Here is an 18,821-nt window from a genome sequence, read left to right as displayed (position 1 = left end):
GATTGGACGCACCGGAACAAGCCGCGGCCTCGAATAGGCGGGAGGCATCGCCGGGAGCCCCCTACCCATCACTCGGAACAGCGACCCAGATTTTCATCGTCAATTGCCCGCTGGGCTCATCGGGGTGCAGCGAGGTCTGGTGCGCCAGTTTCAGGCCGGCGCCTTCGATCCAGGCTTGCATCTCCTCGTCGGAGAAGCCGAGGCGGCGGTGATAGTGATCCTCGCGCAGGGTTTCCAGCTGGTGCGGTGCGAAATCGACGATCAGGAGGCGGCCACCGGGTTTGAGCAAGCGGCCGCATTCGGTGACGGCACCGGCGGGGTCGTCGAGATAGTGCAAAACCTGGTGCACGGTGACGAGATCGGCGGCGGCGTTCTCGAACGGCAGCGCGCCGACATCGGCATGGCGCACCGAACAATTGGCCAGGCCGGCATTGGCCAGGTTGAGGCGAGCAACATTGAGCATGGAGTGGTTGATATCGACGCCAACGCCGCGCTGGACACGGTCGGCGAACAGCTCGAGCACACGGCCGGTGCCGACGCCGACATCGATCATCAGATCAAACGGGCCCGGCCCCGCCAGCTCGCGCATCGCCGCCTCGACCTCGGCGTCGGCGAGATGCAGGCGCCGGATCTGGTCCCAGTCCTCGGCGACGCTCTCGAAATAGGTCTGCGCCGCGACGGCGCGCGCCTGCTTGATCGATTCCAGCCGGGCGAAATCGCGCGTCAGCACCGGATCGTCAGCGGGCAGGAGATCGGTGACAATTTCCGCCAGCTTGCGGCCGCCACCGGCATCGGTCAGGCGATAAAACACATAAGCCCCCTCGGGCAGGCGTTCGGCGAGGCGGGCATCGGTCAGGAGTTTGAGATGGCGGCTGACGCGCGGCTGGCTTTGCCCCAGCACATGCACGAGTTCCGACACGGTCAGTTCGCCGCGTGACAATAGCGAGACCACCCGAAGCCGGGTCGGTTCGGCGATTGCCTTGAGCTGGGTGACCAGTGCGTCCATCGGAATCTTGCCTGTAAGTGCGGAATGTCCCTTGCTTTTATCCGCATCGCGACGAAGTTCAAAGGCAAGCCTGTATGCCGGATTCTGGAGGGCGATTTGAGACGCCGCGAGATCATCATTATCGGAGCCGGACTGGCGGGCGTTTCCGCCGCCTGGACGCTGTGTCGGCACGGCCATGCCGTCACCGTGCTCGACGCCCTGGAGGGGCCGGCGCTGGAGACCAGTTTCGCCAATGCCGGCGCGCTGACACCGTCGGAGCCGGAGCCGTGGAACCAGCCGGGCGTCGCCGGGCAATTGATCGCCTCGCTGTTTGACCCCGCCGCTGCGATGAAATTGCGGCTGGCGCCGCTGCCGGGCCTGATCGGCTGGGGTCTGCGCTTCCTGCGCAATTCCACCCACCAGCGCCACGCCGCCGCCAGCCAGGCCAATTTCGCCCTGTCGCGCTATAGTCTGGCCCAGACCCAGACCGTGCGCGATGAGCTGGGGCTCCAGTTCGACAACCTCCGGCGCGGCACGCTCAAACTCTGCCGCACCCCGGCGGCGATCGAGGCCTCCATCCTGGCCGCCGACCGGCTGGTGCCGCTCGGCCTGCGCTATGAGGTGCTCGACCGCGAGCAGACGCTGGCGCTGGAGCCGCAACTGGCCGGGATCGCCGGCAAGATCGCCGGTGCGATCCATTTCCCCGACGATGAATCCGGCGATGCCCATCGCTTCACCACCGGTCTGGCGGCCGCAGCGCAGGACGCCGGCGTGGTGTTCGAATGGCAGACGCGCGTCGTCGAGCTGATGGATCGCGGCGGCCAGATCATCGGCGTGCGCACCGAGACCGAGGAGATCGAGACCGACACCATCGTCCTCGCCGCCGGACACACCGCCTGGTCATTGCTCAAGCCGCTGGGCCTGCATCTGCCGGTGCGTCCGGTGAAGGGCTATTCGCTGACCCTGGACATGTCGGGTCTCGAAGACCGCCCTGGCAGGCCGGTGTTCGACGAGGCGTTGCACACCATCATCACGCCGATGGGCAATCGTCTGCGCATCGCCGGCACCGCCGAGATCGCCGGCAATGACAGACGCCTGCGCACCGAACGCGTCGAGAACCTCAAATCCCTGGTCCGCGCCATCTATCCGCAATTCGCCGACCAGCTACTGGCCGGCGAGATCAATGCCTGGGCCGGCTTCCGGCCGATGAGTGCCGATGGCCGCCCCTTCATCGGCGAAACCCGCGCCAAGGGCCTGTGGCTGACCACCGGCCATGGTCATCTCGGCTGGACCCAGGCGATGGGCTCGGCCGGCCTGCTCGCGGCCCTGATGGACAGCGAGACACCGCCGGTCGATCCCAAGCCGTTTGCAGCGAGCCGGATCTGACACAAAAAAAGCCCGGCGCTCGCGCCGGGCCTTCTCTGCATGCGAATGAAATTGCGGACTACCGTCCGAATTTCTGGAACTTGATCCGGTGCGGGATGTCCGCATCGGCGCCGAGGCGGCGCTTCTTGTCTTCGAGATAATCGGAGAAGGAGCCTTCAAACCATTCCACATGGCTATCGCCTTCAAAGGCGAGAATGTGGGTGGCGATGCGGTCGAGGAAGAAGCGGTCGTGGGAGATGACCACGGCGCAGCCGGGATAGATTTCCAGCGCTTCTTCCAGGGCCGAGAGGGTCTCGACGTCGAGATCATTGGTCGGCTCATCGAGGAGGAGGAGATTGCCGCCCTCTTTCAGCATCTTGGCGAGGTGGACGCGATTGCGCTCACCGCCGGAGAGCAGGCCGACCTTCTTTTGCTGGTCGCCGCCCTTGAAGTTGAAGGCACCGACATAGGCCCGGCTCGGCACTTCGCGATTGCCGAGATTGAGCATGTCATTGCCCTCGGAGATTTCCTCCCAGACGGTCTTCTTCGGATCGAGCTGGTCGCGCGACTGGTCGACATAGCCCAGCTTGACTGTATCGCCGAGCCGGATCGAGCCTTCATCAGGCGTTTCCTGGCCGATAATCATGCGGAACAGGGTCGATTTACCGGCACCATTGGGGCCGATCACACCGACAACGCCGCCCGGTGGCAGCTTGAATTCCAGACCATCGATCAGCAGCTTGTCGCCATAGCCCTTCTTCAGGCCCTCGACCTCGACCACGACACCACCGAGGCGCGGGCCTGGCGGGATATTGATCGTCGCGTGCGAAATATCGGCCCGTTCGGCCTGCTCGCGCAATTCCTCATAGGAGCGGATACGCGCCTTGGACTTGGCCTGGCGCGCTTTCGGCGAGGAGCGGATCCAGTTCAGCTCGCGGGCCAGGGCGCGTTCCTTGGCGGATTTCTCGCGGCCTTCCTGGGCCAGACGCTTGGTCTTCTGTTCCAGCCAGGAGGAATAGCCACCCTCATAGGGCACGCCGCGGCCGCGATCGAGTTCCAGCGTCCAGGTGGTGATGCTATCAAGGAAGTAGCGGTCGTGGGTCACGACCAGCACGGCGCCGGCGAATTTCTCGAGATAATTCTGCAGCCAGGCCACCGATTCGGCATCGAGGTGGTTGGTCGGCTCATCGAGCAGCAGCATGTGCGGTTCCGACAGCAGCAGGCGGCACAGCGCGACGCGGCGGCGTTCACCACCGGAGAGATCCTTGACGCCCCAGTCGGCCGGCGCGCAACGCAGCGCGTCCATCGCCATTTCGATCTTGGAATCAATGTCCCAGGCATCGGCCGCATCGATCTTTTCCTGCAGCGTATTCATCTCTTCCATCAGCTCGTCGGAATAATCCTCCGCGAGCTTCATCGAGACGGCATTGAACTCGTCGATCAGCTTCTTCTGCGCCGAGCCCTCAATGACGTTTTCCCAGACAGTCTTGGAGTCATCGAGATTGGGCTCCTGGGCCAGATAGCCGACCTTGACGCCCTTTTCGGCCCAAGCCTCGCCACTGAATTCGCTATCCATCCCGGCCATGATCTTCAGCAGGGTGGATTTACCCGAACCATTGACGCCGACGACACCGATCTTGGCGTCGGGCAGGAAGTGGAGCGAGATATTTTCGAACACGGGCTTGGAGGCACCGGGATAGGTCTTGGACAGCTTGTCCATATGGAAGACGTATTGATAGGCGGACATGGGCGGATGGTCTCTTCGGCAAAGGGGGTAAAGCTGGGCTCCCTTTAACTGACCGCCGGGCATTGGGCAACGCGGCCGCAGCGCATGGGGGCAGATCGGGGAGCATCCGGCGGATTATGTGTCGGGAGATAGATGGGGACGGCGCGGTGCGATTGCCACGGGGGAGGCCCCTACCCCTTTAAATTCTGCCTGACCCAGCTGACGATCTGCCCCGCATTCATCAGCCCGGTCTGGCGGGCGACTTCCCGGCCCTTGTCGAACAGGATGATCAGCGGAATGCCGCGGATCTGGAAGCGGGCGCCGACGCTCTGGTGCTGTTCGGTATCGAGCTTGGCAAAGCGCACCGCCGGTGACATCTGCCGCGAGGCGTCCGCAAACATCGGCCCCATCATCTTGCACGGGCCGCACCAGGGCGCCCAGAAATCCACCAGCAGCGGGACTTCATCATTTTTCAGATGCTTGTTGAGCCGGGCTTCATCGAGCTCGAACGGGGTGTCCGGAAACAGCGGCGCCTTGCACTTGCCGCAGGTCGGGCTGGCGGAAAGCCTGTCCGCCGGGATGCGGTTTCTGGCCTGGCAGACCGGACAGGTGATGTGGATCAAATCGGTCATGGCTAGTTCACCCGGCTATGGCTGAGCTGACAATAGCGACGCCAGCTGCCCGCTTCCATATCGGGGCGGTGCGGCAAAAACGCCGGGCCTGAAACCGGTGAGATCGCCAGCGCCTAGCCGGCCGCCCCCAGACTCGTGCCCGACTGGCCGGGCCCGCCGGACGGCGGCATCACGCGCGGCACCAGCTGGTCCTGCAGCCAGGACATCGCCATGTCAGCCGAGTCGAAGGCACGGCTGGGCCGGCCTGTCTCTTCAAGCCGCCGGGTCATGTAGATCGCCCGTCCGACCTGGTTCTCCCGATAGACAAAGGCGACCGGGAAACGGTCCGGGAATTCGGTACAGTATGCGTCGGCAAGCTTGGAAAATTCGTCCATTTCAAAGGTCAGCTCATACCGGCTGTAATCCATCAGCAGGCCTTCGATCGGATTTTTCGCCAGCGTGTCGGCAAGCGTCTGAAGCGAGACCAGGCTCGCCTCGATATCGCAGCCGCCATGAAGCTGGATCGACAAGGCCTTGTCGTCCAGAACCATGCTGAGCGTGTATGCAAAACCATCCGGCATCGACTCCCCCTCCCCTGTAGTCACGGCGTTTCTTGAGCTAACCAGTTGCTTGGCAAAATTTCCAGCCCGTTCACGACATTGATCGCAGCCTGTGCTGGCGGCCTACCCCGCCGCACGTCCTAGTCCCAAGTCCACAAGTCCGCCTCGCGCCGCATCTGTTCGCGGTGCAGTTTCCAGTCGGGCATCAGACGGGCAACCGTGTTCCAGAAGGCTGCCGAATGATTCGGCTCGACCAGATGCGCCGCCTCATGGGCGCAGACATAGTCGATCAACACCTCCGGAAACCCCATCAGCCGCCAGTTGAGCCGGATGGTGCCATCGGCTGCGCACGAGCCCCAGCGCCGTTTCTGGTCACGGACCACGACCTTGCGCAGCGGCCGGTCGAGACGCGCGGCAAACTGCGCCACGCGCGGCGCCATGAACTGCTCGCCCTCGCGCTTGTAGTGTCGTGCCAGGGCGCCGGCGATGGCACGCCTGCGCAGCTCACCGCTGGCCTCCGGGTCGACGGTAACGAGAACCCGGTCGCCCTCGCGGCGCAGCGTGGTGCGAATGCCGCGCGGCTCGACCTGCAGCCGGAGCTCACCGCCGAGCCAGGGCAGCATCTCGCCGCTTTCATAGGCCAGCTCACGCTGGCGCGGCCGCTCGGCCCAGGCCGCGAGCTTGCTGAGGATCCAGTGGGATTTCTGCTGCAACGCGCCTTCGATTTCCCGGAGGCTGACGCGCTGCGGCGCCGTCACCGTCAGCCCGTCGCGGCCAATGGTGAAGCCGATCGTGCGGCGGCGGCTGCGCAGGAGCACATAGTCGATCTCATGCTCATCCAGGCGGATACGGGCGGGCTTTGTCATCAGGACATGCTGCCTTTCGCGGTTGCGGGCGGCAAGTCGCCGGCGCTGCCGGCCAGCGGGCCGGCGCCTTCAATGCCAAGGCGGCGGACACTGCAAAGCTGCTCAACCAGCGCCGCCGGCGTGAAGCGCCCCGGATTGTCGATCCACCAGTCGAGCAGATGGAAAACGGCGCCGACTTCACAGCGCGCCGCCGCCTCGGGATCGAGATCGGCACGGGCCCAGCCCTCGGCCTGGCCTTCGATCAGTTCGGCGACCCGCAGTGCCGTAATGGCATCTACCACCTCGCGCTGAACCGGGTCGCCGGCACCTCGGCTGAGCATCAAGCGGAACAAGGGGCCATAAATCTGGGCGAAGGCGACCACGCCCTCCATCGCAGCCCGGTCACGGCCCTCGCGGGTGTCGGAGGACTCACGGGCCAGCGCCAGCCCCTCGAGAACGCTTTGCTTGCCCGCACGCATGACTTCGAGGAACAGCGCCTCCTTGTCGGCAAAATGCGTGTAGAGTGTGCCCATCGCGACACCGGCCTCACGGGCAATGTCGGCGATTCGCGCGCCCTGCACGCCATCGGCGGCAAAGATGGTCGCGCCGGCGCTGACGAGGCGCTCGCGGGTGGCATCCTTCTGGTCCTTGCGGCTTACGGCCACCTGATTTCCCCGGCGGGTGCTGACTGATAAAATGAAACTCTGTTCATTGAATTATTTTTCAGTAAAGATATCCTCGATCGCGACACCCGCCCGGTCTTCGACAAGGTTGACCGAGACTGATCCGGTGCAATCCGGACCGGGCCCACAGCTCGCGAGCCCCGCCGCCCCAAAAGGCGGGGCGGGTGGCAGCGCCCTTGCCCCAAGCTCAACGCGCTGCCACCCACCGCGTCTGCATCGGCATCCGGGGCGCGGCTCAGACCGTCAGCAAATCGCGGCAGATCGCTTCGAGACCGGCCTGGTCTTCAAGGTCGAAGGCGCCAAACTCCGTCGAATCGATATCGAGCACAGCCGCCAGCACGCCGTCCGGCCCGAATACCGGCACCACGATTTCCGAATTCGAGCGGCTGTCGCAGGCGATATGACCGGGGAAGGCGTGGACATCGCTCACCAGCTGCGTCTCGCCCGTCGCCGCGGCTGCGCCGCAGACACCGCGCCCGAAGGGGATGCGCAGACAACCCAGCGTGCCCTGATAGGGGCCGACCACAAGTTCATCAGGCTTGAGCGGATCAACGACATAAAAGCCGGTCCAGAAAAAGCGGGCGCCGAACGCCTCGCGCAACAGGCAGGCAGCGCTGGCATAGCGCGCCGTCACACTGGTCTCTCCGGCAATCACCGAGGCGATCTGCTTGCGGACATCGGCATAAAGCCCCGACTTCTCACTCATGATGGCATCCTTCATTGTCAGCCCAGTAATTGGGGCTGACCGGAGCCGGTTCAAGCCATGAGTGCAGCACCGCCAACCGTCAGATCCGGACCCCGCCGCCCAGGCTCTCACGGATGACGCGCTGCATGGTCTTGTCGGCATCCTCGGCCTCGGAGCCGCCAGCGTCCGGATTGGCGGCATGGCGCTCCTCATACTCAAGCCGCGTATGAATCATCCGGATGCGGGCATCGACGAGACCATAGATCTCCGGCGGGATCTTCGTCGTGACATTGACGCCCAGCTCCTTCGCCCCGGCCGGCGAGATTGCCTCACTGTGCGAGAGCTTGCCGGAGGACAGATAGTCGGCGAGGAAATCGGGATCCCTGTCCTCGGCCTTGTGATTGTCGTGAATGATCTCGCGCGCGATCCGGTCGGCATAACGGTCGTATTTCTCGGCCTCGTGGGCGAGCATCACCAGCACGTCCTGGGTCGCCAGCGGACCCTTCTGCTCGAGCAGATCGCGATAGGTCTCGGTCGGGAAACCGCCATAGATGGTGTCGATCGGACCGAGGGAGGCGGTCGCATCCATCGCTACCTTCTCGGCCGCCAGCGCGATCATCGCCCCGCCGGACATGGCGACATAGGGCACATAGGCGACGACGTGCGGGTCGCGTTTCGAATTGTGCTTGGTCTTGCGCAAATGTTCCTTGATCGCCAGTGCGATCATGTGCGCCGGACGGGCATAGCCGCCGAGCGTGTGCAGCACGATGACGATTTTGGAGCGCGGATTGGCCTGACGGATCAGCGCGATCGCCTCAAAGGCCTCGTCGAACACGATCTGCTGCGGCGCACTGTCCCGCCCGATGAAGCCATCGCCGAGATCATGGATGAACTCGATCAGCAGCGTATTGGACTTCTCGAATTTCGACCGGAAGCGGCGATACTCGGCCTTGGCCTCCTGATAGGCGACAGCGCGCTTGCGGCGCAGCTTGGCGACCTGCTCCTCGTCCGACGCGTTCTGGCGGCGCGAGGCCACCATCGCGAAGATGACCGCCAGCAGCACCAGGATAAGCGCTGCCATGGCGGCGCCAATCAGAACCGTCTGGTCCGCAAAATCCAACACATCTCCCCCCGGAGTTTGCAGGCCCCGTCAGGGCCGCACCGGCAGGCATGTTAACCATTATGAACGCATCGCGACAAGCGGGAAGCGGGCCCGCGCGGTCGATTTCTGCGACGTCGCCGTGCGTTAGTCGTCCAGTGCCGACAGTGGCGAGCCGCCGCCGAGCGCGGCCAGGCGGCGTTCGGCGACCAGTTGATTGAGCAGCCCGGCGAGGCGTACACCGCCGAGCTTCAATTCCTGGCGGCTGATGCGCAGGCCGCGCTCGTAATAGGCGTCACCGGGCGCGATCGGCTGATCGGCGCGGGCCCAGTAATAGGCGAAATCGCGCGAGCGGACGATGTCATGGCTTTCCTGCGCCCAGGCGATCGGGTCGAGCGGCGTGAAGATATCAACGCCGCCCAGCGGGATTTCCGAGGCCAGTTCGTCTGCGAAATAGGACCAGCGCGTCGCTTCCGGCGCCCAGCCCCATTGCTCGCTCATATAGTCCAGGATGATCTCGCTATCCCAGACGCGGTGAAAATTGGTGTGGCGTTCGCCGCGCCAGAGCACCTCGATATCATTGCCGCCGCGATCACCCTCGATCGAGACATGCATTGGCTGGTGAACATCGCCGAGCCAGTGGGCGAGGAATTTCAAGGCTTCGAGCCGGTCAGCATCACTGCGGGCACGATCGAGAAAGACCCCGGCATGCAGGTCAATCGCCTCGGTGATGCAGCCGTCCTCGGCGCAGTCCTCGGCATCGATATGCGGATCGTCGCGGCGCTGGTTGATATAATGCCAGGTGCGGGTGAATTCATGCGTCGAGCGCGAGGCGGAATCGGCCCAGGAACAGACGTCGCGGAAATGGTCGAACTCCGCATCCAGCGCCACCAGCCGGTCAACCTCGGTGCGGGCTTCGTCGCTGAGATAGCGATAGGCGAGATCACAGACGATGCGATGACCGTCGGGGCCGTAGGCGACTGCCGGGGAAACGCTCAACAGGGCTGCCGCGAGGCCGCCCGCCACGAGTAGACGCAAAAAAGACATCGGATACCGCCCTGGAAATAACGCGGCCGCCCGCCGCCTGGATCGGGCATGTGTCTAGGTCACACACTCGCCCGGCTCTACTATTCGCAACGGGCATTCGCCGCCAGTGAAACCGGTGATTTCAGATGCGTTTTCCAAACGGGTGCTGAATTGGCAGAAAACCGGCTGCGCTGCGTCACCGCGCCGCTTGACCGTTGGTGCAGCGCAGGCAAGGCTCGTGTCATGTCCAAGCTCGACTCCGCCCACAATATCGACGACCTGCGCGCGCTGGCGAAAAAGCGCCTGCCGCGCATGGTGTTCGACTATATTGATGGCGGTGCCGATGACGAGGTGACGCTGCGGGCCAATTGCTCGCGCTATGACGCCTATGCGCTGAACTGGAAGGCGCTGGTCGATATCGCCAGTATCGACATGTCGACCACGGTGATGGGCTCGCCCTGCGCCGCGCCGATCATCGTCACCCCGACCGCCGCCCAGCGCCTCTTCCATCCGCGCGGCGGCGAGACGGCGGTGGCGCGCGCCGCCGCGGCCCACGGGCTGATCTATTCGCTCTCGACGCTGGGCTCGACCTCGATCGAGGCGATCGCGGCGGAGACGACCGGCCCGAAATGGTTCCAGATGTATGTCTGGAAGGACCGCGCCATCGTCGAGGCCTCACTCGAGCGCGCCAGGGCTGCAGGCTTTACCGGCCTGATCCTGACCGTCGACGTGCCCGTCGCCGGCAATCGCGAGCGCGATCTGCGCAACAGTTTTACCGTGCCGCCCAAGATCAATCCCAAGACCGTCGCCCAGGTGCTGGCGCGGCCCGGCTATCTGTTCGACATGCTGACCACGCCCAAGATCACGCCGGCCAATTTCGCCGACGACAATCCGGAAGGCGACGGCATCATGGGCTATATCAACCGCCAGTTTGACCGCACCGTCACCTGGGAAGATGCCCGCTGGATGAAACAGGTCTGGGGCGGCCCGTTCGCGATCAAGGGGATTGTGCGGCCCGATGATGCGCGCCGCTGCATCGATATCGGCGCCGATGCGGTGTGGATATCCAATCATGGCGGGCGCCAGCTCGACGGCTCGACCGCAACCATCGATGCCCTGCCCGACATTGTCCACGCGGTGGACGGCCAGGCCGAGATCATTCTCGACGGCGGCATCCGCCGCGGCACCGATATCATCAAGGCACTGGCGCTCGGTGCCCGCGCCGTCGCCATTGGCCGGCCCTATCTGTTTGGCCTCGGCGCCGCCGGAGAAGCCGGCGTCAACCGTGCCCTCGACTTCCTCACCACCAGCCTTGAACGCGATCTCGCCCTGACCGGCGCCGCACGCCTGCGCGATCTCGGCCCCGATTTCGTCCGCCGCCCGCCCCTCTAATTCTTCGTAAGCGAAGGAGTAACGCCATGTTCGCAGCTGAAAGCCTGGTCCGAACCCTGGTCAACCAGGGCGTCGAGCTCTGTTTTACCAATCCGGGCACCTCGGAAATGCACATGGTCGCTGCCCTCGACCGGGCCGAGGGCATGAAATCGGTGCTGTGCCTGTTTGAGGGCGTCGCCACCGGTGCCGCCGATGGTTATGCCCGCATGGCCGGCAAGCCGGCCTGCACCCTGCTGCATCTCGGCCCCGGCGTCGGCAATGGCCTCGCCAATCTGCACAATGCCCGCCGCGCCTTCGCCCCCGTGGTCAATATTGTCGGGGATCACGCTGTCGCCCACGCCGCCCTCGACGCGCCCCTGACCAGCGATGTTGCCGGCGTGTGTGCGCCCATGTCGCGCTGGGTCGGCAAGGTAAACCTCGCATCCGAAGTATCAACCATGGCCGTGGAGGCTGTTCGCCAGTCCTACGGGCCCGAGCGCGGTGTCGCCAGCCTGATCCTGCCCGCCGACTGCGCCTGGTCAGACCAGGAACCCGATGTGATCGAGGCTGTGCCCCTGCCCGCCCTGCGGCCGGTCAGCGACGCGACCATCGACGCCGCAGCCGCGGCGCTGAAATCCGCGAAATCGCCGATCCTGTTTCTCGGCAATGAGGCCTGCCTGGACGCCGGCCTCGAAGCGGCCGCGAATATCGCAGCGGCCAGCGGCGCGCGTGTCTTCATGGATACATTCGTTCCGCGCATCGCCCGCGGTCATGGCCGTTTCGCGCCCAAGCGCCTGAGCTATCTGGGCGGCGAGGCGATGCAGGAGCTGGCCGATTGCGACCTGCTGCTGATCGCCGGCACCAAGGCGCCGGTCGCCTTCTTCGCCTATCCCGGCGAGCGCGGTGAATTCACTCCGGACGGTGCCGATATCGTCACGCTGGGCGGCCCCGCCGACGATATCATCGCCGCCATGGGCGCGCTGGCAGACCGGCTCGGACCCGTCGAGCCGCAGCCCAAGCCCGACCGGGCACAAATGCCGAAGCTCTTCCCCGACGAAGCGCTCAATCCGGGCTATGCCGGCATCTCGCTGGCGCGGCACATGCCCGAGGAGTCGATCCTGTGTGATGACGCAACGACCTCGGGCATGGGCGTCTTCCCCTGGACCGGCAGCGGACCAAAGCATGACTGGCTCTGCCTGACCGGCGGCGCCATCGGATCGGGCATGCCACAGGCGGTCGGCGCCGCGCTGGCCTGTCCGGAGCGCCAGGTCTTTGCCCTGTGCGGTGATGGCGCTGCCGCCTATACCCTGCAGGCGCTGTGGACGCAGGCACGCGAAAAGCTGAACATCATCAATATCGTCTTCGCCAACCATTCCTATCTGGTGCTGAATTTCGAGCTCGCCCGCGTCGGCGCCGGCGAGCCCGGTCCGACAGCACAGCAAATGCTCTCGCTCGATGATCCGAAAATGGACTGGGTCAAGCTGGCCGAAGGCTTCGGCGTCCCCGGACACCGGGCCCGCACGGCCGGCGAGTTCGACACCGCCCTCGCCGCCGCCATCAAGGCCGGGGGACCGCAATTGATCGTCGCGGAAATCTGATCCGGATCAGGCGCTCTTCGCCATCCGGGGCGAGGGTTCGGGCATCAGGACCTGCGCCAGCACCCGGCGCAGCTCGGCCGTATCGACCGGCTTGTCGAGGCAATCGAGGAAGCCCGCCCCGATCAGGCTCTGCCGCGCCTGGTCCGAGGCCAGGGCGGTAAGCGCGACCACGGGAATGGCCGCCGTTGCCGGATTTTCCTGCAACAGCCGACGGGCCATATACCCGTCCATTTCGGGCATCTGGATATCCATCAGAATGAGATCATAGGGCTTGGCCGACGCCGCCTCGATCGCTTCGGCGCCACTGGCGGCACAATCGATCCGGATCGTCTCGCCGACCAGCGACTGGTCCAGCATGGCCGCGATCACCAGCCGGTTGGTCGCAACATCATCAACGGCCAGGACCGACACGGGGCGGTCCGGCCTGACCGGTGCAATGATCGGCCCGGCGGGCGCTTCAACCTGCCGGCTGCCGCGCGGTGTGCGGATCACGAAGGTGAATTTCGAGCCGATTCCGGCATGGCTCTCCGCGCTGATCGCCCCGCCCATCCGCTCGGCCAGCCTGCTGCAGATCGCCAGCCCGAGGCCGGTGCCGCCATATTTGCGGGTTGTCGAACTGTCGGCCTGGCTGAAAGCGTCAAAAATCGTCACCAGTTTCTCGCTGGCAATGCCCGCGCCGCTATCGCTGACACTGACCGCGGTCTCGATCTGGCCGTCAGCCCCGGCCGCCGTCTGGTGGAGATCAACGCAGATTTGGCCGACACTGGTGAACTTCACGGCATTGCCCAACAGATTGTTGAGAACCTGCCGGATACGGAGCGCATCGCCGCACAGTATGGGCTCGGCGACATCATGGGCGCCAAGCACCAGCTCAACCCCCTTGCTCTCGGCCTGCAGGCGCCAGTGTGCCGTGGCGCTCGCGGTCAGCGAGACAATGTCCAGATCAATCGCCTCCAGCGCGATGGCGTCCGCTTCGAGCTTGGACAAATCAAGGATATCATTGAGCAGTTCGAGCAGGTTTTCGCCCGACTCATTGATCACGGCAATCCGCTCTGCCTGCTGGGCTGTCAGGGCTTCATCACTGAGCAGGATCCGGCTCATCCCGAGCACACCATTCAGCGGCGTGCGGATTTCATGACTCATCATGGCCAGGAATTCCGATTTGGAGCGGTTGGCGGCCTCGGCCTCGGCCAGCGCCTCCTGCAGGCGTTCATTGGCATCCGCCAGTTCGGCATTGGCGGCGTGGCTGGCCGAGCGGTAGGTCGACGCAAAAAAGCTCACCCACAGACAGGTAAAGCCGACCACCAGCGCGAACACCGCCACAAGGCTGGGCGGCATTGTCGCCAGATCACTTCCAACCAGGCGCTGGCTGACAAGCAGAACGGTCCCGAGCAGGCCGATGATGACCACGCCAGCGGCCAGCGCAGCGCGCGCCCCCCAGGCGATATAGACGCCCAGCGCCGCAATCGGCAGATAGATCATCGCCGGCGGAAAACCGCCGCGATTGCCCCAGATGGCTCCGATCAGGGTCACCAGGCTCGCGGCCAGCACCAGTCCGATCGTCAGATTGGGCCTGTGCAGCCGCAGCCCGACAATGCCCACCAGCACGTAGACCAGCAGGGTCGCAAGCGCGAGCGCAACCATGCCGGGACGGCCTTCTCCCGAGCCCGTCAGCACCAGCGCATTGATCAGCGCGGTCGCGGCCATGGTCACGGTAAAGGCGAGCGCGACCCGGTATTGGATTCTTCGGTCGAAGCCGGTGGCGGTATCGACCGCCATCAACCTGTCGAGGCGTTTCCAGAAAATAGGCGACTCTCCCAATTTGCCGGTCGATTGGGGCCTGTCAGCCGTTAAATTTCCATGAGCTGAATTAATCATGACTCGTGCAGTCCCGGTGATAGGCTCAGCGCAGTGGCCAGACGGGCAAATCGCAAGCGCCCGATTGTGGTCAGCCCCCGGATCGTGCCAAACGAACCGGATCGCGCGCGCGGTTACTCGCGACAGGCAAAGGACATTTCCGCCATGACGACACCCGGCGACGACAGAAAGCTGATCGACGAATACCGCAATATCGCCGCGGTCGTGACGGCGCTGGCCCTGCTGCAGGCCGCGACGGGTGCCATTTCCGTGGTCGGGCCGCTGACCCTGATCGCCCAGGGCGCCTCGACGCTCACCATCGGCGCCATCGCCTCCAGCTATGCCCTCGGCTTCATGCTCGGCGCCCGGCTGGCACCGGCCGAGATTCGCCAGATCGGCCATATCCGCGCCTTCGCCGCCTTCGCCGCTGTCGGCTCACTGGCCGCAGGCGGGCTCTATATCAGCGAACATACCGCCTGGTGGATGCTGATGCAGGCCCTGATCGGGCTCAGCGTTGCCGGCCTGTTTGCCTCCGGCGAAAGCTGGATTGCCGGCGCCGCACCGGCCGAACGACGCGGCGCCGTGCTCGGCTTCTATCTGGTGACCTCCAAGCTCGGCTTCATGATCGGCCCCTTCCTCGCGGCCTATACAACGCCGGGCAGCGCCGCCGGCTTCTTGCTGGTCAGCGCCCTGTTCACCGCCAGCCTGATCCCGGTCTCGGCGACACGCCGCGCCGAGCCGCCGGCGCCCAGCGCCGAACCCTTCGGCCCGGTCCGGCTGTGGCAGACCGCGCCCTCGGCCGTGATCGCGGCCTTCATCGCCGGCGTCGTCAATGGCGCCGTGATGCAGCTCTACGCCCTGTTCATCACCGACCTCTCGCCGGAATCAGTCGCCGGCATGGCGGCAGTCTTCAATGCCGCGATGATGGCCGGCACGGTGCTGGCGCAATGGCCGGCCGGGATGATTTCCGACCATTTCGACCGCCGCATCGTCATCGCTGTCCTCGCCGCCATCAGCGGGCTCGCAGCCGGGCTGCTGGCGCTGTTCGCGATGCAATTGCCGCTGCCGCTGGTCTTTCTCCTCGCCGCGCTGTGGGGTGCCGGCTCGCTCTCCTTCTACGGCATCGCCGTCGCCCACGCGGCCGATCGCGCCGAGCCCGGCCAGGCGGCCAATATGATGTCGGGCATCCTGATCCTGTGGGCGACCGGCTCGATGCTCGGCCCCTCGCTCGCCGGCGGCGTGATGAGCCTGGCCGGCGGTGGCGGTCTGTTCCTGTTCGCAGCCGCCGGCCTGTTCGTGCTCGCGGCCGCCATGCTCTACCGGCGCGCCGGCGTGAAGCAGGTGGCCGATATCGACAAGGGCGAATTTGCCCCGTCGACCGCGACCAGTGTTTCGGCGGCCGATCTCAATCCGATGACGGAAGGCGATGAAGAGCTGGCCGATGAGGCAGATTCACCGGCTTCGTCCACGTGATGGCACCGGATATGCCCCGCACTATACGCGGCAACCAAAATATACACGAAATCTGGATTGCGAAGATATCCAGTCGGTAAATTTCCGCTCTGACCAAGCTCCAAATATCATGAAACAAACCGCGATTTCTTTCAGCAGTGTTTTTTGATTTTGCGACGAAGATTAATTTAATCACACCTGCATCGCTTGCTTTTTCCTGCAATTTCTCTATTCCATCGCGCTCAATTCCCATTCAATCCACCCACCGGACTCAATCGTCACGAGGAGACGCCTCCCCCTATGAATCATGGCCAACGCCCCAACCGCATCGCCGCTTTCGCCGCTGAAAAAGTCAATATCCAGCAATTGCAGGACGCCTCCGAAACCTTCGGCCGCCACAATCGCCGCCTGACCCTGGTTTCCGATCAGCAGGCCGCATTGCGTGGTTATAACGGCCCGTCCGAACTCAATTTCGCGATCACCGAAACGACGACCGAACTGGATGCGGGCGATTATGAAGCCCTGGTTCTGCTTGAAGGCGCGATGCTGCTCGATGCCAGCGCCCACGCGCTGATCAAGCTCTTCCTCGCCGCCGACAAGCCGGTGATTGCCCTGACCGGTAGCGCGGCCCTGCTGGCCGACCACACCACGACAGCGATCGAGGCGCCGGATGCGGCCGCGGCCATTCTGGGCGGCAATCTCTACGTCAATACCGATGAGGATTGCGATCTCAAGATCGTCGAAGCCATCGCCAAGCATTTGCTGGCCACCAATGGCGGTGCCGCACCGGCAACCAAGCGCCGCGCCGGCGGCCGCTTCTAGTCAGCCTGCGCAGGCCTGGCCGAACCTGAAGACCCGCCTGCCCTGCTCCCGCCAACGGGAGGGGCGGGCCGGCTCGGGCTCATCCGCTGCACAAATCGCAGCCCTGCCCGGCACACTTGCGACAGAATCTCAATTGCTGCACGTATAGACTCCAGGTCTTGCCAATACCGGAGTCCATCTTGTCCTTTCGCCGTATCATTTTCTGGTCCCATCTCAGCGTCGGCGTTGCCGTTGGTCTGATCGTCTTTCTGTTGTCAGCGACCGGCGTCCTGTTGACCTATGAACGGCAAATGCTGGATTCCGCCGAAGCCCGGCTCAGCCCCGAGACGATGACCGGTGAGCGGTTGAGTGTTGATGAACTGGCGGCGATCGCGCAGCAGGACGAGGCGCAGACACGGCGCTCGCTGGTGTTCCACCGCGACCCGGCGCGCCCGGTCGAGATCAGTGCCGGACGCGGAAACACCAGCCTGATCCATCCCTATACCGGCGAGCCGCTGGAAAGCGCTGCCGGGCCGATGCAGGATTTCTTCCGCGCGGTCACCAGCCTGCACCGCTATCTGGCGATGAGCGGCGAGGCGCGCGAAACCGGCGCCGCCATCACCGGCGCCGCCAATCTGGCTTTCCTCTTCATCCTCGTCAGCGGGTTTTACCTGTGGTGGCCCAAGGCCTGGCGCTGGTCCTTCATCAAGCTCAACCTGTTCTTCCGCACCCATCTGCCCGGCGCCAAGGCACGCGATTACAACTGGCACCACGTATTCGGGATCTGGGCCCTGGTGCCCTTGCTCGCGGTGGTAATTTCCGGGGTGGTGATCTCCTACCCCTGGGCTGCCAATCTGGTCACACGCGCCTATGGCGAGGCTCCGTCGTCCCAGCGCGGCCCCGGCCCCGCCCCGGGTGGCAATGCCGACAGCCGTGAACAGGAGCTGCCGCCCCTGCAACAGACCGCTGCCCTGCAGGACATGTTCGAGACCGCCCGCATGAGCGACCGCCACTGGCGCACGGTGACGGTCGCACTGCCGACAACCCCGTCCGCACCCTCGGTCGAAGTGACGGTCGATACCGGCAATGGTGCCCAGTATGACCGCAAACACCTGCTGACCTTCGACCGCAGCGATGGCGGTCTGTTGACCGATGTCGTCGTCGCCCAGACCCAGACCCCGGCCCGCCGGGCGCGCATCTATCTGCGCTTCCTGCACACCGGAGAAGTGTATGGCTGGTGGGGGCAGACCCTGGCCGGGCTCGGATCCCTCGCCGCGCTCTTCCTGGTCTGGACCGGTCTGGCGCTCGCCTGGCGGCGCCTGGTCCTGCCCGTGTGGCGCAAGCGCAGGTCATAGCGGCCGGCGGCGAAGTTTCGCCCAATTTCACGGGCAGTTTCGGCCCCGAACCCAACCGGCTGGAGCTGCCTGCATGGATGTCCTGCGCATCATTCTCTCGATCCTGCTGCCACCGCTCGGCGTCTTCCTCAAGGAAGGGCTCGGGCTGCAATTCTGGATCAATATCCTTTTGACCCTGCTGGGCTATGTCCCGGGCGTGCTGCATGCCGTCTGGATCATCGCCCGGCGATGACGCGGAGCCTGTCCGATGCATGATGATGACAGCCGCGACGGCACACATGACGACGCCGGCAAGCGCGAACTGGCCCGGCTCGAGACCCTGGCCGACTGGCTCGATACCCGGTTTCGCATTCCCGGCACCACGATCCGTTTCGGTCTCGACGGCCTGATCGGACTGGTCCCCGGTCTCGGCGATCTGGCGATGCTGGCACCGGCCTTCTACCTGATCGTCCGCGCCGCCAGCCTCGGCGCGCCGCTGCACGTGCTGGCGCGGATGCTGGTCAACACCTCGCTCGACCTCGTGATCGGCGCAATCCCGGTCGTCGGCGACATTTTCGACGTCGCCTTCAAGGCCAACCGCCGCAATACCGCGCTATTGGCCCGCTTTCTCGAGCGCCAGGCGGCGAAGCGTATCCGCTAGCGGGACGAGCGCCGGGCCGCTTATCCCCCAACCTCGACAATTATCTCACGTCATCCCGGCGAAGGCCGGGACCTCGACATGGCAAGCGCGGAGCCCGTGATATCGAGGTCCCGACTTGCGTCGGGATGACGATAAATCGTCAAACTTATCCCCACCCCCTGC

At 64.7% G+C, this 18,821-nt stretch carries 18 protein-coding genes; 8 read left to right on the top strand and 10 right to left on the bottom strand.

Features of this window, described 5'->3' with window-relative positions; all coding sequences use genetic code 11:
- Window positions 1-61: 61 nt before the first annotated feature.
- Complete coding sequence (locus ACN0YL_RS09340; RefSeq protein WP_417491195.1) at window positions 62-1,006, bottom strand: ArsR/SmtB family transcription factor; 945 nt, start codon at window positions 1,004-1,006, stop codon at window positions 62-64.
- A 96-nt stretch (window positions 1,007-1,102) separates the two neighbouring features.
- Between ACN0YL_RS09340 and ACN0YL_RS09335 the strand changes: the two genes are divergently transcribed.
- A complete protein-coding gene (locus ACN0YL_RS09335) occupies window positions 1,103-2,371 on the top strand; it encodes a D-amino acid dehydrogenase (protein WP_417491194.1) in 1,269 nt (422 codons plus the stop codon).
- A gap of 58 nt (window positions 2,372-2,429) precedes the next feature.
- On the opposite strand, the gene ettA is transcribed toward ACN0YL_RS09335, so the two are convergent.
- The 8 genes from ettA to ACN0YL_RS09295 form a co-directional block, all read right to left on the bottom strand.
- Window positions 2,430-4,097 (bottom strand): energy-dependent translational throttle protein EttA, encoded by a 1,668-nt coding sequence (gene ettA / locus ACN0YL_RS09330; RefSeq protein ID WP_417497797.1) that lies wholly within the window; start codon window positions 4,095-4,097, stop codon window positions 2,430-2,432.
- A gap of 170 nt (window positions 4,098-4,267) precedes the next feature.
- Entirely contained in the window at window positions 4,268-4,708 is a 441-nt protein-coding gene (trxC, locus tag ACN0YL_RS09325) for a thioredoxin TrxC (protein WP_417497796.1), read from the bottom strand.
- Window positions 4,709-4,821: 113 nt separating this feature from the next.
- The gene (locus ACN0YL_RS09320) at window positions 4,822-5,268 is read right to left on the bottom strand and encodes a hypothetical protein (RefSeq protein ID WP_417497795.1); all 447 of its coding nucleotides are present in this window, start codon (window positions 5,266-5,268) and stop codon (window positions 4,822-4,824) included.
- Window positions 5,269-5,387: 119 nt separating this feature from the next.
- Complete coding sequence (locus ACN0YL_RS09315) at window positions 5,388-6,113, bottom strand: M48 family metallopeptidase (RefSeq protein WP_417497794.1); 726 nt, start codon at window positions 6,111-6,113, stop codon at window positions 5,388-5,390.
- Complete coding sequence (locus ACN0YL_RS09310) at window positions 6,113-6,757, bottom strand: TetR/AcrR family transcriptional regulator (protein WP_417497793.1); 645 nt, start codon at window positions 6,755-6,757, stop codon at window positions 6,113-6,115. Before ACN0YL_RS09310 ends, ACN0YL_RS09315 begins: the two co-directional genes overlap by 1 nt.
- A gap of 253 nt (window positions 6,758-7,010) precedes the next feature.
- The gene (locus tag ACN0YL_RS09305; protein WP_417491188.1) at window positions 7,011-7,481 is read right to left on the bottom strand and encodes a GAF domain-containing protein; all 471 of its coding nucleotides are present in this window, start codon (window positions 7,479-7,481) and stop codon (window positions 7,011-7,013) included.
- Window positions 7,482-7,560: 79 nt separating this feature from the next.
- Window positions 7,561-8,541 carry an SDH family Clp fold serine proteinase gene (locus ACN0YL_RS09300; RefSeq protein WP_417497792.1) on the bottom strand — a complete coding sequence of 327 codons (981 nt, stop codon included), beginning with the start codon at window positions 8,539-8,541 and terminating at the stop codon, window positions 7,561-7,563.
- A gap of 165 nt (window positions 8,542-8,706) precedes the next feature.
- Complete coding sequence (locus tag ACN0YL_RS09295; protein ID WP_417497791.1) at window positions 8,707-9,606, bottom strand: S1/P1 nuclease; 900 nt, start codon at window positions 9,604-9,606, stop codon at window positions 8,707-8,709.
- Window positions 9,607-9,828: 222 nt separating this feature from the next.
- Here ACN0YL_RS09295 and ACN0YL_RS09290 point away from each other — a divergent pair, with 222 nt between their 5' ends.
- A complete protein-coding gene (locus ACN0YL_RS09290) occupies window positions 9,829-10,977 on the top strand; it encodes an alpha-hydroxy acid oxidase (protein WP_417497790.1) in 1,149 nt (382 codons plus the stop codon).
- Window positions 10,978-11,003: 26 nt separating this feature from the next.
- Complete coding sequence (locus ACN0YL_RS09285) at window positions 11,004-12,554, top strand: acetolactate synthase large subunit (RefSeq protein WP_417497789.1); 1,551 nt, start codon at window positions 11,004-11,006, stop codon at window positions 12,552-12,554.
- A 6-nt stretch (window positions 12,555-12,560) separates the two neighbouring features.
- Here ACN0YL_RS09285 and ACN0YL_RS09280 read toward each other — a convergent pair whose 3' ends face one another.
- Window positions 12,561-14,333, bottom strand: a complete 1,773-nt coding sequence (locus ACN0YL_RS09280) for an ATP-binding protein (protein ID WP_417497788.1) — start codon at window positions 14,331-14,333, stop codon at window positions 12,561-12,563.
- Window positions 14,334-14,576: 243 nt separating this feature from the next.
- Between ACN0YL_RS09280 and ACN0YL_RS09275 the strand changes: the two genes are divergently transcribed.
- The 5 genes from ACN0YL_RS09275 to ACN0YL_RS09255 all read left to right on the top strand — a co-directional run bounded on the left by ACN0YL_RS09275 (window position 14,577) and on the right by ACN0YL_RS09255 (window position 18,659).
- Entirely contained in the window at window positions 14,577-15,884 is a 1,308-nt protein-coding gene (locus ACN0YL_RS09275; protein WP_417497787.1) for an MFS transporter, read from the top strand.
- A gap of 279 nt (window positions 15,885-16,163) precedes the next feature.
- Window positions 16,164-16,685: a hypothetical protein gene (locus tag ACN0YL_RS09270; RefSeq protein WP_417469774.1), complete on the top strand. Its 522-nt coding sequence runs from the start codon at window positions 16,164-16,166 to the stop codon at window positions 16,683-16,685.
- 179 nt (window positions 16,686-16,864) lie between these two features.
- On the top strand, window positions 16,865-18,019 hold the full coding sequence (locus ACN0YL_RS09265) for a PepSY-associated TM helix domain-containing protein (protein ID WP_417497786.1): 1,155 nt from the start codon (window positions 16,865-16,867) through the stop codon (window positions 18,017-18,019).
- 73 nt (window positions 18,020-18,092) lie between these two features.
- The gene (locus ACN0YL_RS09260; RefSeq protein ID WP_417469770.1) at window positions 18,093-18,251 is read left to right on the top strand and encodes a YqaE/Pmp3 family membrane protein; all 159 of its coding nucleotides are present in this window, start codon (window positions 18,093-18,095) and stop codon (window positions 18,249-18,251) included.
- A gap of 15 nt (window positions 18,252-18,266) precedes the next feature.
- Window positions 18,267-18,659, top strand: coding sequence for a DUF4112 domain-containing protein (locus ACN0YL_RS09255; protein ID WP_417497785.1), 393 nt, complete (start codon window positions 18,267-18,269; stop codon window positions 18,657-18,659).
- Window positions 18,660-18,821: the final 162 nt, after the last annotated feature.

The sequence above is a fragment of the Maricaulis sp. genome (assembly GCF_048269565.1).
In the GTDB taxonomy this organism is placed as follows: domain Bacteria; phylum Pseudomonadota; class Alphaproteobacteria; order Caulobacterales; family Maricaulaceae; genus Maricaulis.
The sequence above is the reverse complement of the archived record's forward strand: the minus strand, read 5'-3'. Positions and strand labels throughout refer to the sequence as shown.

Coding starts and splice junctions, on each gene's coding strand:
- ACN0YL_RS09285 (WP_417497789.1), top strand. CDS start 11,004: ATGTTCGCAGCTGAAAGCCTGGTCCGAACCCTGGTCAACCAGGGCGTC.
- ACN0YL_RS09270 (WP_417469774.1), top strand. CDS start 16,164: ATGAATCATGGCCAACGCCCCAACCGCATCGCCGCTTTCGCCGCTGAA.
- ACN0YL_RS09290 (WP_417497790.1), top strand. CDS start 9,829: ATGTCCAAGCTCGACTCCGCCCACAATATCGACGACCTGCGCGCGCTG.
- ACN0YL_RS09305 (WP_417491188.1), bottom strand. CDS start 7,481: ATGAGTGAGAAGTCGGGGCTTTATGCCGATGTCCGCAAGCAGATCGCC.
- ACN0YL_RS09255 (WP_417497785.1), top strand. CDS start 18,267: ATGCATGATGATGACAGCCGCGACGGCACACATGACGACGCCGGCAAG.
- ACN0YL_RS09275 (WP_417497787.1), top strand. CDS start 14,577: ATGACGACACCCGGCGACGACAGAAAGCTGATCGACGAATACCGCAAT.
- trxC (WP_417497796.1), bottom strand. CDS start 4,708: ATGACCGATTTGATCCACATCACCTGTCCGGTCTGCCAGGCCAGAAAC.
- ACN0YL_RS09320 (WP_417497795.1), bottom strand. CDS start 5,268: ATGCCGGATGGTTTTGCATACACGCTCAGCATGGTTCTGGACGACAAG.
- ettA (WP_417497797.1), bottom strand. CDS start 4,097: ATGTCCGCCTATCAATACGTCTTCCATATGGACAAGCTGTCCAAGACC.
- ACN0YL_RS09340 (WP_417491195.1), bottom strand. CDS start 1,006: ATGGACGCACTGGTCACCCAGCTCAAGGCAATCGCCGAACCGACCCGG.
- ACN0YL_RS09260 (WP_417469770.1), top strand. CDS start 18,093: ATGGATGTCCTGCGCATCATTCTCTCGATCCTGCTGCCACCGCTCGGC.
- ACN0YL_RS09300 (WP_417497792.1), bottom strand. CDS start 8,541: ATGGCAGCGCTTATCCTGGTGCTGCTGGCGGTCATCTTCGCGATGGTG.
- ACN0YL_RS09315 (WP_417497794.1), bottom strand. CDS start 6,113: ATGACAAAGCCCGCCCGTATCCGCCTGGATGAGCATGAGATCGACTAT.
- ACN0YL_RS09295 (WP_417497791.1), bottom strand. CDS start 9,606: ATGTCTTTTTTGCGTCTACTCGTGGCGGGCGGCCTCGCGGCAGCCCTG.
- ACN0YL_RS09280 (WP_417497788.1), bottom strand. CDS start 14,333: ATGGCGGTCGATACCGCCACCGGCTTCGACCGAAGAATCCAATACCGG.